The sequence below is a fragment of the Rothia koreensis genome, from assembly GCF_052232265.1.
Taxonomy (GTDB): Bacteria; Actinomycetota; Actinomycetes; order Actinomycetales; family Micrococcaceae; genus Rothia; species Rothia koreensis.
Genome location: NZ_CP197643.1, coordinates 551955 through 564488, shown reverse-complemented (window position 1 = coordinate 564488; position 12534 = coordinate 551955). Strand labels below are relative to the sequence as shown.

Genomic DNA, 12534 nt, shown 5'->3' with positions numbered 1-12534 from the left:
GGGTAGACCAACATCGTCGAAAGGCAAGATCGTGCTCCCTCTGTCCCTCATTGACTTCGCAACCGTCTACAGCGGGGAAACTCCCCGGGACAGCTTCAGGCGCTCCGTGGACATGGCCCGCAAGGCCGAGCGACTGGGCTTCTCACGCATCTGGTACGCGGAACACCACAACATGCCCCATATTTCCTCCGCGGCGCCGGCGGTCCTGATCTCCCACATCGCCTCCCAGACCGAGAGCATTCGTCTCGGCTCGGGCGGTGTGATGCTTCCCAACCACTCGCCCTTGGTCATTGCGGAGCAGTTCGGGACCCTCGAGGAGCTGTACCCGGACCGCATTGATCTCGGTCTGGGTCGGGCTCCTGGGACCGACATGAAGACGGTTCAGGCTTTGCGCCGTGACCCCCAGGATGCGGACCGCTTCCCGAGCGACGTCGTCGAACTCCAGGGGTATTTGGAAGGGAGGTCACGCATTGAGGGGGTTCAGGCCATCCCCGGCAGGAACACGAACGTCCCGCTGTACATCCTCGGGTCCTCGCTCTTCGGGGCGCAGCTGGCCGCACAACTCGGGCTCCCGTATTCCTTCGCTTCCCACTTCGCGCCGGCTGCCCTCGAGCAGGCTACGACGGCTTATCGCGAGAATTTCCAGCCGTCCGAGCATCTGAGCGAGCCGTATGTGATCGCTGCGGTCAATGTCACGGCTGCCGATACAGCGGAGGAAGCGGCGGAACAGACCCGCAAGGTCCGGAGGAAGCGGGTCGAGGCCATGGTGGGTCGCGGTCGTGATCTGACCGAGTCCGAGCTGGACATGCTGGTTCATTCTCCGGCCGGACAACAGATCATCGAGATGCTCCGGTTCACCGCGCAGGGCACCGGGCCCGACATCAAGGACTACCTCGACCGTTTCGCCGCGATGGCCCAGGCAGATGAGCTGATGATTTCGCTCCAGTCGCCGTCCACCGAGGAGTCCTCCCGCTCGATGGAGATCCTCGCGGAGGCTTGGGGGCTCGACGACGCCGCCTGATCCACGTCGTCGCCGAGCCCGACGATGCTCCCGCTACTCCCCTTCGCGGTTCTCGATCTTTTGGATCGCGGCCGTGTTGGGCGGGAGGTCGTTGAACTCGGAGGCGTCCTTGTTCTTGATCAGCAGCTTGGACAGGATCGCAATGACGCAAATGAGAACCGTCGTCGCAATGAGCTGGAAGCGCACCTCGGTGTCGGTCAGGCCCAGGATCACGATCACGGCGACCAGCAGCAACGCAAGATAAGAGCCCCAGGGGAAGGCCCACATCTTGAGCGGCAGCTTGCGCCCTTCCTTCTCCGCTCGCTTGCGCAGAACGATCTGCGAGATCAGCGCGAAGGTCCACACGGCGAGGATCGTGGAACCGATGATGTTGAGCATGATGTTGAGGATCACCTCGGGCCACAGGTAGTTCAGCACCACGGCCACGAAACCACCGAGCACGGAGAGAATGACCGCCGAATAGGGGACGCCTTTGTCCGAGATGGCGGCGAAGCGGCGCGGGGCGGAGCCTCTCCTTGCCAGCGAGTAGAGCATGCGCGATCCGCCGTAGATGTTGGCGTTGAGCGCCGACAACAGGGCGAGCACGATGATCACGGTCATGACCTTGTCCGCGCCGGGCAGCCCGGCCACGCTCAGCACCGCGACGAACGGGCTGGCGGAGAGACTGTCGTCGTCCCACGGCATGACCAGCACCATGACAGCCACCGCGCCGACGTAGAAGACCAGCACGCGAATCAGGATGGTGCGAATCGCCGTCGTGACGTTCTTGGCCGGTTCGTTGGTTTCGGCGGCAGCAATCGTCGCCAGCTCTGTGCCGCCGAAGGCGAAGACGACGACCAGCAGCGCCGCCGCCACACCCGAGACACCGTGCGGCATGAATCCGCCGTGATCCGTCAGGTTGCTCGTGCCGGGGGACGGAGTCGGGAGCAGGCCGATCAGCAGGAGGACGCCCACCACCAGGAAGGCCAGGACGGCAAGGACCTTCAACAGGGCGAACCAGAACTCCGTTTCCCCGAGAGTCTCCACATGCAGGAGATTCACCAGGGTGAATGCGCACATGAACACGAGGGCGAGCACCCACTGCGGGAGAACCGGCCACGCCTCGTTGACGATCTGGGCCGCCGCGGTGGACTCCGCCGCGATGACGATGACCATCTGGATCCACCACAGCCAACCCAACGCACGGCCAGCCGTGGGGCCCAGCGCCTTGCCCGCGTAGGTCGAGAAGGACCCGGAGGCCGGATCCGCAGCCGCCATCTCACCCAGCGCCCTCATGACGAGGACAAGGAGCAGGCAACCGACGAGGTAGGAAACGATGACGGCCGGACCGGCGGCTTTGATCGCGGAGCCTGTGCCGACGAACAGGCCTGTGCCGATCGCCGATCCAAGGGCCATCATCACGAGGTGACGCGATTTCAGGCTGTTGTTCGGCTGGTCGACCGACTGACTGGGGCTTGCGACCCCTTCGGGTTCGGGCGAGTGTGATCTATGACTCATAGAAGGTGAGAATACGGTATCGTATCTGATTTAAGCGACCGATCGGTCGGTAAATTTTTGTGCGGCGGCTTGGGCGGTGGCTGGTGCGGTGGCTGGTGCGGGCCTTGCGGCGGCGGGTACGAGCGTTGGGGCGGGTGCTGGTGGGGCGTGGCGAGGCGAGACGTTCTGCGCGAGGTGGGGCGGGTGCTGGTGGGGCGGCAGTTGCGGTCGTTGGGGCAGGTTCGAGCGCAGGCGGCGTCGCGGGCGGGCCGCTGGGCTGTGCGACCGCCGCGCTGAGTGGGGGTTACCCGATTCGGTGGCAATTACAGTCGTTAGGTGGAGGCCAAAGCCCCACCTAGCGAAGGAAAACGCCTCCAATTCGCGTAACCGCCACCCGGTATCGCCCGAAGCGGGCCACCACGGCACGATATGGGGACGACGTCGTCGGCAACCGTCTCGAAGTGGCAATCCCGTGCGTCCACACCCCAAGCCCCGTCTCGAGGTGGCAATCCCGTGCGTCCGCCGGGCCGAGGTGGCAGGTTTGTGCGAAATCGACCGCCAAAAACGCACAAAACTGCCACCTCGCGGGTCGAAGTGCACGGGATTGCCACCTCGCGCAGAACGTCTCGCCTCGCCGCGCCCCGCCTCGCCACGCCCCGCCCCCGCCCCCGCCTCGAACCAAGGCGGACCAACAGCGGATTCTGTGTTACTTCGTAGCTTCGCGTCCTAGACTCGGGACCATGACGGATACCAGCAACGGAACTGCTCTTCCCCAGCCCTCTGCACCCGCCACGGAATCCGCCGCGGACTCCTCGGCCCCGGGGAACAGGCCGGTCGGACCGTGGGACAGGGTGAGTGCTCCCGCAGGGACGTTCGAGACGGTTCGGCAAGGTGGCGTCGTGAAGGCGTGGGGCATCAGGTATGCCCGTGCGGAGCGTTTCGGGGCGCCGATCGCCTACACCTACGCCGAGCCCTTCACCGCCGATACCCCGGCGCCGGCCTGCCCGCAGCGATTCGATGAGACCGATCTGGAGCTCCAGCGGCTCGGGCTCGATGAGCATTGTCAGCGGCTGACCGTCACCCGGCCCGAGAACCGCAGATCCGGGCTTCCCGTGATGGTCTGGATCCACGGCGGCTCCTACATCGGCGGCGCGGGGGACCTGCCCCACTACGATCCCACGGCCTTGGTGCAGGAGCAGGACCTGGTGGTCGTCAACGTGACCTATCGTCTCGGGCTGTTCGGGTACCTCGGCGACGGACGGACCCGCGAGGCCAACCCCGGCCTGCTCGACCAGGTCGAGGCCGTCAAATGGGTCCACCAGAACATCGAAGCCTTCGGCGGGGACCCGTCTCGCATCACGATCGCCGGCCAGTCCGCGGGTGGGCACGCGTGCTGGGACCTGCTCATGGTTCCCGAAATTCAGGGCATGATCAGACGCGCCATCCCTCAGAGCGCGCCGCTCGGGATCGTCCACGGGCGACGTCGCGCGTGGAATGCGATCACCCCCGGCCCCGAGAAGACCGGTCGGATGCGTCAGGCGACCACGACCGAGTTGGCCGAAGCCGAAAGCGTCATCAACCGCAAGGCGGCGTTCCACGGACGCGCCGCCCTCATGCCCTTCTCCCCGAGGTACGGCCAACGGCCCCTGCCGCCCGAGAAGCTCCTCAAGAAACGGTGGAAGGAATTGGCCGGGAAGGTCGACGTCCTCATGGGGACGACGGCGCGCGAGGCCGCGCTCTATACCGGCCGGGTCCCGTTGCTCGAGGTTCTGGCCGGGTTCCGGCGCGGGCGACAGGGCGTCGTCGAACCGATCGTGCGTGCCGTGACCCAGTTCGTCTACGCCGCCGACAACGCCATCTGGGCGCAACGACTCGCCAACGCGGGCGGACGCGCAGGCCTGTACCGCTTCGTGTTCGGCAAGCCCGACGCCGCCCTCTCGTGCTGTCACATTGCCGAGCTGCCCCTGCTCTTCCCAGGGACATCCTGGACCGAGAGCGGGGAGAACGCGGGTGCCGGCGTCACGGGCCCCGACCTCATGAAAACCTTCGACGCGGAGGCCCTCGACGACGCCGGCCGCGCGCTCCGGGCCGCCTGGGCCGGATTCGTGCGCGACGGTTTCGACTCGAAGGACGTCCGGGCGATCCCGGACGTGCTGGAACTCCTGCCGCCTCGCACGCCACGTCGAAAAAGAGAAAGGAACTGATCATGCCGAAAACGAACCAGAACGGCGAACCGATTCGCGATGAGTTGCCCGAGACCATCAAGAAATCGGACCGCAAAGCACAGACCACGTTTGCTCAGACCTACGACTCCGCGATGGACGAGTACGGGGACGCCGAACGCGCCGCACGGACCGCCTACGCCCAGCTGAAGCACACGCACGAAAAGGTCGGCGACGCATGGCAGGAGAAGGAGGAGTACGGGGACTCGGACGACCGTGCCGAGTCGTCCCGGCGGGACCGCGGAGAAACCGCAGGCGGCGTTGATGCGAACGCGTCCAAGGAGCACCTGTACGACCAGGCTCAGGAGCTCGGGATCGAGGGCCGCTCGGAGATGAGCAAGGACGAACTGGCCGAGGCCCTCGAAAAGGAAAGTCAACGCCGCACGTCAGGCTCCTGACGGGCACCGAGCCCGAGCCTGCCCGGCCCAGCGCCCGGGCCGGCGCCGCTTCCTGAAGCCCGCTCCCCGGACCGACTCCGCTCCCCGGACCGACTCCGTTGCCCGAGCCGGCTCCGTTGCCGGACCGACTCCGTTGCCCGAGCCTGCCCTCCCTCGGGGCTACTCCCCGAGGTACTCCAGGTTGATTTCCGACTCGGCGTCGAAGAATGAACAGGTACGGGGTGTCGCGTCAACGACGTCGCCGATCTCGATCTCCCCGGACCTCTCGACCCGGAGCGCGATCCGCCCGCCCCGCAACCGAACGTCGGATTCCTGGACCGGGACGCAGTAGGCGTAAGCCTCGGACCCCAATTGCTCGATGTGCTCAACCTTCAACCGCATCCTGGTCGCTTCGGATGCGGTTTCGGTACCCTCGGCCTCGGTCCGTTCCCGGGCCCACGGGGCCTGCGGGGCGATGTCCCATTCTTCGGGGCGCACACCCACAATGACCCTGTCCTTCGCGCGGCCGACCAGATGCTCCGGGAGTGAGACCGCGACGCCGCCCCAACGAGCCGTCCCCTCGTCAACCGGTACGGCCTCGAACAATCCGATCGACGGCGAACCGATGAATCCGGCCACGAACGTGTTGCCGGGGTACTGGTACAAGTGCAACGGGGCGTCGACCTGTTGCAATTCGCCGTCCTTGAGCACGGCAACCCGATCCCCCATGGTCATGGCCTCGGTCTGGTCGTGGGTCACGTAGATGGTCGTCACGCCCAGTTCCCTCTGGAGCGAGGCAATCTGGGCACGGGTCGAAACCCTCAGCCTGGCGTCCAAGTTGGACAGCGGCTCGTCCATCAGGAAGACCTGGGGTTCTCGAACAATGGCCCGCCCCATCGACACGCGTTGCCGTTGGCCGCCGGACATCGCCGCCGGCTTGGAATCGAGAAGATCCTCGAGTTCGAGCATCCGCGCCACCTTGTCGACCCGCGCAGCAACCTCGGCCTTGGGAACCTTCGCGTTCTCGAGGGCGAAAGCCATGTTCTGGCGCGCCGTCATGTTGGGGTACAGCGCGTAGGACTGGAAGACCATTGCCACGTTCCTGTCCCGTGCCCGGGATTCCGTGACGTCCTTGCCTCCGATGAGGATCGTGCCCTCGTCCACGGGCTCCAGACCGCCGATCATGCGCAGGCACGTTGACTTGCCGCTGCCGGAGGGCCCCACCAGGGTCAGGAATTCGCCGTCACGGACATCGAGGGACACCCGGTTGACCGCGGGGCGCTTCTTTTCGTCGAATATGCGAGAGATGTGCTGGAGATGGACTTCGACCATGATGAGTTGATTCCTTGACTTGGTTCGTGGGAGCGGAGTTTCTACAGGTAGGGCTTGATGTCGCGGTTGATGGCGTCACCGATCCTCGCCTGGAGGCTGCCGAAGGTTTTCTCGACGTCGGCGTCGCCAGTCGTGATCTTGTCGAAGGCGCCCCCGATACGACGGCCGGCACCGTTGACGAATACCCGGGCGTAGTCCTGAGGCTTGGTGTTTCCCTGCAGCTGACCGAAAGCGGTCCTCGCATTCGGGTTCTGATTGAGGAAGGCCACCTCCTCCGGATCCTCGTGGGCCGCGATGCGCACCGGAATGTAACCGGTGGCCTGCGTGAAAGTGATCGTGTTCTGGGTATTGGTCAGGAAGTCGACGAATTGGATCGCCGTCCTCTTGCGCTCGTCGCTGATCCCGTCGGGGATGGACAGGCCCGCACCACCCGTCGGGCACCCGGGCGCAGGGCCGGGCAGCGGCGTCGTCGTGATCGGAAATCCCGCGATCTCCTTGAGACCGCCGAGGGATCCGGTCGACTCGAGAAGTCCGCTCGCGGTGCCGATACCGAAATTGTTGATCGCATCCTTGGTGATTTCGATGTGCCCCTTCCGGACCTGGTCCTGCAGGAACCGACCGGCGTCGATCGTCCGTGGATCCGTGAACTTGAGATCCCACTCCTCCGAATATCGACCGCCGAAGGCCCACGCGATGCCCTCGAAATACCAGTCCAGGTAGGCGGTTCCGTCAGGGATCGTCAGGGCGGGCTTGCCGCCGCCTGCATCCATGATGCGAGGGGCCCACTCGTCGAATTCCTGCCACGTGCTCGGTCCCCGGTCCAGAGGCAACCCGGCCTTCTCCAGGACCGACCGGTCGAAGTACAGCAGAGCGGTCGACCGGCTGTAGGGCACTCCGTAGTGCTTGCCTTCGTAGGTGTAGTCCTCGACGAACGTGGAGACGTACGACTTCGGGTCGATCCCGTTCTCGGCCCACAGGTCGTCGAGCGGCGTCGTCGCTTTGGAGAATGCGAAATTGAACCAGGTGACGTCGGAGGCGACGATGACGTCCGGGAGGTCTCCGCCCGCGAGCGCGGCATTGAACTTCTGGGAGAGCTCCTCGTAATTCTTGCCTCCGTCCACGAGCTGAGCGGGGGTGTCCGGGTGGGCGGCGTTCCAGGCTTCCACGATCTTCTGCTCGGTCTTCTTCGACTCGGCGGGGTGATTGGACCAGAACTGCAACGTGCCGTTGCCCTTCTGCTTCGGCCGGTTCGCGCTGCTGCCGGTGCCCGCGCACGCCGAAAGAGCCAGGGACGCGGCGCCCAGCCCCGCAAGGCCCAGGACGTGACGACGGCTCAAAGTGGCCATGACGAAGTTCTCCTTCTCGGAAGGTTGGAATGAGGGATGCGGTGAATCGACCGCGCAGCTAGCCCTTGACCGCGCCCGCGGTCAGGCCCTTGATCATCGAGCGCTGCAGCAGAAGGAAGATGACGATCATCGGGATGCTCGCGAGCAGCGTTCCTGCCATGACGGGACCCCAGTTGGTGGGTCCTTCGTTGTTCTGGAGCAGCGTGAGGCCAACCTGCAATGGTGCGACGCGGCCTGTGTCCGACATCAGGAACGGCCAGAGGTACTGGTTCCATTCGGTGACGGCGGTGATGAGGACGAAGGCCATGAGAGTCGGCCAGGACATCGGCAGAACCACGCGGAAGAGCGTGCGCAGGAATCCCGCGCCGTCCATGGTCGCGGCTTCCATGATCTCGGTGGGCAGGGACAGGAAATGGTTCCGCATCAGGTACGTCCCGAAGGCCACGCCTGCGAGCGGCACGATGATGCCGGGGAACGAGTCCCTCCACCCGAGCTGCGCGACCGCGGCGTAGTTGGAAATGATGGTGATCTCGTTGGGGACCATGAGGGTGCCGACCACCAAGAGGAACAGCACGTTCCGGCCCGGGAACCTGAGGAAAGCGAAGGCGTACGCGCTCAGCACGCCCAGCACGACCTTGACCACGGTCAGGACGGCGGTGATGACCACCGAGTTGCGCAGGAACTGCCCGAAGTCCACCTCGTTCCACACGTAGGAGTAGTTCTCCGGGGCGAACGGATGCGGGATCCAGGAAATCGGATCCGAATAGATGTCCGGGTGTGTTTTGAAGGACGTGACGACCACGAAATACAGCGGCAGGGCGATCACGAGGGCCGCGAGCAGAGCACCGAGGTAACTCACGACCTTCACGCCCAACAGGCCGTTGGCCTGCTTCCGGGCCCGTCGGCGGGCTCGGTCCTTCTCGGCTTCGTCGGTCCTCGGCGTCGGGTCCGGGCGAGACGGCAGGGGCGCTGGGCCGGTTGTTCTTGCTGGGCCGGTTGTTCTTGCTGGGCCGGTGGTCCCCGCGGAGGTGCGGGGCGTCGTCGTCGACGGGATGGCCGCGGTCGACGGCGTCGTCGGATCTGTGTTGCGCATGACTATCCCTTCCGGTCCTGCAGACGAACCTGAACCACGGTGACCACCAGGACGGCCAGGAACATGAGAGTCGCGACGGCGGCGCCGTAACCCGCCCGGCCGTTCACGAAGGTCTCCTGGTAGACCTGATAGACCATCGTGCTGGTCGAGTTGCCCAACGGGCCGCCCTGAGTCATCACGTTGATGATGTCGAAGACCTGCATCGAATTGAGCAGCACGGTCACGGACAGGAAGAAGGTCGTGGGGCGCAATTGCGGGAGGGTCACGCGGAAGAATTTGCGGAGGCCCGACGTCCGGTCGATTTCGGCGGCCTCATCCAGATCCTTGCGGAGCCCCTGGAGTGCCGCCAGATAGATCACGAAGGTGTACCCGAGGTTCTTCCACACGTAGGTCGTGATGATCATGAACAGGGCCCACCGTGGGTGGGTGTAGAACTCGGGAGATTCCATGCCGATCCTGGCCAGGAGATCCTGGATCATCCCGTACTTGGGGTCGAACACGAACTGGAACGCGACGCCGACCGCCGCCCCGGAAATCACGTACAGCGCGAAGACCAGGGAACGAACCACATTGCGGCCCCGAAGAGGCCGATCGAGCAACAGGGCCAACGCCAGACCGAGCACCATCGAGCCGCCGACGGCCGAGACCGTGAAGACCACCGTCTGGAGCACGATCTGCCAGCTCTCCGGATCCTTGGCCCACTCGATGTAGTTCGTGAGACCGACGAACACCGCAGGTCTGGTGGCCGAGATGTTCCAGGTGAAGAACGAGAGGCGAATGTTGTCGAGCAAAGGCCGGTAGGTGAACAGCAGCAAGAGCAGCAAGTTCGGTGCCACCAAAGCGGTTGCCAACAGCGTGCGTCGAGATCCCCTCCGTCGACGACGTCGGGGCGGCTCCTTCCCCGGTGCGGAGCCTTCTAGGCCGGGAATTGTCGGTACAGTCACATCCAAAAATATTAGCCTCGACCCTTTAAACACAGGCCACGTAAGGGTGAACAGCCCCATAACCGCACGTCACCTCGGCGAGTTCGATCCGGGGTGTGGGTGGGTGTGGGTGTGGGTGTGTGCTCGTGGGGGTGGGTGTGTGCGGGTGTACGGGTCTGGCGGGAGGGGCGTGGGGTGGCGGTGCGTGGAAGGGTGGTGCGTGTCGGGGGCTCACGAGTCGCGTGGCGGTTGCCCGATTCGGTGGCAGTTACCGGCGGCGAGGCACCGGGACGCCGCGAGGTACGACGCCGTGGGGTGGCGGTTGCCCGATTCGGTGGCAGTTACCGGCAAATTCGCGCCTGAAATGGCCCAAAGTACAGCGCCGTTGGGTGGCGGTTACCCGATTCGGTGTCGCTTCCAGTCATTAGGTGGGGTCTTGGCCGCCACCTAACGGCGGTAACCACCTCTCAATCCGGTAACCACCTCCGAACGGCACCTGGACCGGGGCCAGGCGTCACGCACGACGTCGGCGACCTCCCGCTGCACGACGCCGGCGGGTGCGAGACGCCGGCGGGTGCGAGACGTCGACGGGAGCGAGGCGGCGTCGGCGGCGGGCGTCGAGCGTCGGCGGCGACTACCTCGACGCGGCAATCCCGTGCACTCGCGGCACCCGCTCCGGCGCGAGGTGGCAGGATGGTGCGGAATGTGGCGTGATTTCTGCACAAGACTGCCACTTCGCGCCCCGGGGAGCACGACAATGCCACCTCGGCCGCACGACGGATGACCCGCACGCGCCGCACGTCCCTTATGCACGCCACGTCCCGCATCCCCCGCGTGCCCCGCACCCGGTCTCGGTCAGCGCGCCCCGCACCCGGTCTCGGTCAGCGCACGCCCACACCACCAGGTGCACGCCGCGGCCGCGGCCCGGCACAGGGAATGTCGGTGAATACGACAACGGGGCCGGCCTCCCATGGGGAGACCGGCCCCGTGATGATGCCGGCCCGGGCCGCTAACCCGAAGACCGGCAGGCCCGAAGACCGGCAGGCCCGAAAGCCGGCAGGCCCGAGGACTGCAGGCCCGAAGGACACCGGCTTCAAGCCGCCGACCCAGGCCACCGACCCGAAGGCCACCGACCCGAAGGCCGGCCAGCCCGAAGGGCTCAGGCCGGAGGTTGCTCTGTTATCAGAGCGCACCTTCCTTGTCGGCGCGAGGGTCGTCGACGATGTCGATGGGCATGGTCGACAGGTCGTACTTCTCGTTCTCCTCGATGTTCTCGATGACGTCGGAGACTTCTTCCTCGTCCTCGACAGCGGGCATCGAGCCGTGGAGGTTGCGCCCCGAGGATTCCTTCATGAAGTACACGCCGATGGCACCCACGATGCAGGCGAGCATGATGTAGTACGCGCCCATCAGGTCGGAGTGGAATACGTTCTGCAACGCCGTGATCACGAAGCCGGTGGTACCGCCGAAGATGGCGACCGCCAGGTTGAACATGATTCCCATCGCGGTGTACCGCACCTTGGTGGGGAACAGCGAGGGCAACGCCGATGCCTGGATCGAAACCTGGAACATCATGATGATGCCCATGATCAGCAGACCCAGGAACGTCGACCAGGTGTGCCCCATCGTCATGAGCACGAAGGACGGGATCGAGCCGATGACGCCGACCACGCAGCCGGTGAGCATGACCGGGCGGCGTCCCACGCGGTCCGAGATCGCGCCGAAGATCGGAAGGCTCACGGACACGATGATCAGGACGGGAACCAGCAGGGCGTTGCCGTGCAGGGTGTCGTAGCCCAGAACGTCGGAGAGGTATTCGGGCATGTACGTGGTCACGGCATAGCCCACGACCTGGGCACACATGACCATGGCCGAGCCGATGAGCAGGCGCGGCCAGTGCCCGCGCACGACCTCCTTGAGCTCGTCCATCAGGCTCTTGTTCTCGTTCTTCGCTTCTTCGTCCTGCGCGTCCTTCTGCGCCTCGAAGGCGTGGGATTCCTGGATGTGGGTTCGCATGTACATACCCACGAGTCCGAGCGGGAGGGCAACCCAGAAGCAGATGCGCCAGCCCCAGTCGGTCATGAACTGTTCGCCACCGACGACCTCGATCACGGTCGCGAGGGTGGCGGCGGCAGCGAAGCCGAGGTAGGAACCGAAGTCCAGGAAGGAGCCCCAGAAGCCACGACGACGGTCGGAAGCGTATTCAGCGATAAAGGTAGCGGCACCGGCGTACTCGCCACCGGTGGAGAAACCCTGCACGAACTTGAGCAGGATCAACAGGATCGGCGCGAGAACGCCGATGGTCGAGTATCCCGGCAGGCAACCGATGAGGAACGTGCCCAGGGACATCATGAGGATGGTGAAGGCCAGGACCTTGCGTCGACCGACCTTGTCACCAATGGGACCGAGGATCAGACCACCGAGCGGACGGACCAGGAAGGTCACCGCCAGGGTCGCGAACGTCGCCAAGCTGTCCCAGGGGGCGGGCAACGGGAAGAAGACCAACGCGATGTAGGTCATCACGTAGGCGAAGACGCCGATGTCGAACCACTCCATGAAGTTCCCCAGGAGGGTCGCACGAAGCGCCTTCTTCATCTCGGCCTGGTCGACAACGTGGATATCGTCAGCGGTTAGGGAGGGTGATTGTGAAGTTTGAGAATCACTCATAAGTACGCTTTCTTTTCGACAAACGCGTGCCACTGTACTCCACTGACCTTCGGGTGCAACCGGTGGGACGGCCTGAG

9 protein-coding genes are annotated in these 12534 nt (G+C 65.0%); 3 read left to right on the top strand and 6 right to left on the bottom strand.

Features of this window, described 5'->3' with window-relative positions:
* Positions 1-28 precede the first annotated feature (28 nt).
* Positions 29-1021, top strand: a complete 993-nt coding sequence (locus tag ACTSLZ_RS02490) for an LLM class flavin-dependent oxidoreductase (RefSeq protein ID WP_443096082.1) — start codon at positions 29-31, stop codon at positions 1019-1021.
* Between the two features lie 33 nt (positions 1022-1054).
* Here the strand turns inward: ACTSLZ_RS02490 and ACTSLZ_RS02485 are convergent, their stop codons facing one another.
* On the bottom strand, positions 1055-2518 hold the full coding sequence (locus ACTSLZ_RS02485; RefSeq protein ID WP_178980518.1) for an amino acid permease: 1464 nt from the start codon (positions 2516-2518) through the stop codon (positions 1055-1057).
* A gap of 719 nt (positions 2519-3237) precedes the next feature.
* Here ACTSLZ_RS02485 and ACTSLZ_RS02480 point away from each other — a divergent pair.
* Both ACTSLZ_RS02480 and ACTSLZ_RS02475 read left to right on the top strand, forming a co-directional pair.
* A complete protein-coding gene (locus ACTSLZ_RS02480) occupies positions 3238-4701 on the top strand; it encodes a carboxylesterase family protein (protein WP_443095605.1) in 1464 nt (487 codons plus the stop codon).
* 2 nt (positions 4702-4703) lie between these two features.
* Positions 4704-5117: a ChaB family protein gene (locus tag ACTSLZ_RS02475; protein WP_443095604.1), complete on the top strand. Its 414-nt coding sequence runs from the start codon at positions 4704-4706 to the stop codon at positions 5115-5117.
* Positions 5118-5276: 159 nt separating this feature from the next.
* Here ACTSLZ_RS02475 and ACTSLZ_RS02470 read toward each other — a convergent pair whose 3' ends face one another.
* From ACTSLZ_RS02470 to ACTSLZ_RS02450, 5 genes are all read right to left on the bottom strand, one after another.
* Complete coding sequence (locus ACTSLZ_RS02470) at positions 5277-6428, bottom strand: ABC transporter ATP-binding protein (protein WP_443095603.1); 1152 nt, start codon at positions 6426-6428, stop codon at positions 5277-5279.
* 41 nt (positions 6429-6469) lie between these two features.
* Complete coding sequence (locus ACTSLZ_RS02465) at positions 6470-7774, bottom strand: ABC transporter substrate-binding protein (protein ID WP_443095602.1); 1305 nt, start codon at positions 7772-7774, stop codon at positions 6470-6472.
* A 58-nt stretch (positions 7775-7832) separates the two neighbouring features.
* Positions 7833-8867, bottom strand: coding sequence for an ABC transporter permease subunit (locus ACTSLZ_RS02460; protein ID WP_443095601.1), 1035 nt, complete (start codon positions 8865-8867; stop codon positions 7833-7835).
* Positions 8868-8869: 2 nt separating this feature from the next.
* Positions 8870-9703 carry a carbohydrate ABC transporter permease gene (locus tag ACTSLZ_RS02455; protein WP_443095600.1) on the bottom strand — a complete coding sequence of 278 codons (834 nt, stop codon included), beginning with the start codon at positions 9701-9703 and terminating at the stop codon, positions 8870-8872.
* A gap of 1269 nt (positions 9704-10972) precedes the next feature.
* A complete protein-coding gene (locus tag ACTSLZ_RS02450) occupies positions 10973-12457 on the bottom strand; it encodes an MFS transporter (RefSeq protein WP_129316486.1) in 1485 nt (494 codons plus the stop codon).
* Between the last annotated feature and the right edge of the window lie 77 nt (positions 12458-12534).

Bases quoted from the DNA above. Each gene is read 5' to 3' on its own strand.
- ACTSLZ_RS02485 (WP_178980518.1), bottom strand. From the start codon at position 2,518: ATGAGTCATAGATCACACTCGCCCGAACCCGAAGGGGTCGCAAGCCCC.
- ACTSLZ_RS02480 (WP_443095605.1), top strand. From the start codon at position 3,238: ATGACGGATACCAGCAACGGAACTGCTCTTCCCCAGCCCTCTGCACCC.
- ACTSLZ_RS02475 (WP_443095604.1), top strand. From the start codon at position 4,704: ATGCCGAAAACGAACCAGAACGGCGAACCGATTCGCGATGAGTTGCCC.
- ACTSLZ_RS02470 (WP_443095603.1), bottom strand. From the start codon at position 6,428: ATGGTCGAAGTCCATCTCCAGCACATCTCTCGCATATTCGACGAAAAG.
- ACTSLZ_RS02465 (WP_443095602.1), bottom strand. From the start codon at position 7,774: ATGGCCACTTTGAGCCGTCGTCACGTCCTGGGCCTTGCGGGGCTGGGC.
- ACTSLZ_RS02460 (WP_443095601.1), bottom strand. From the start codon at position 8,867: ATGCGCAACACAGATCCGACGACGCCGTCGACCGCGGCCATCCCGTCG.
- ACTSLZ_RS02450 (WP_129316486.1), bottom strand. From the start codon at position 12,457: ATGAGTGATTCTCAAACTTCACAATCACCCTCCCTAACCGCTGACGAT.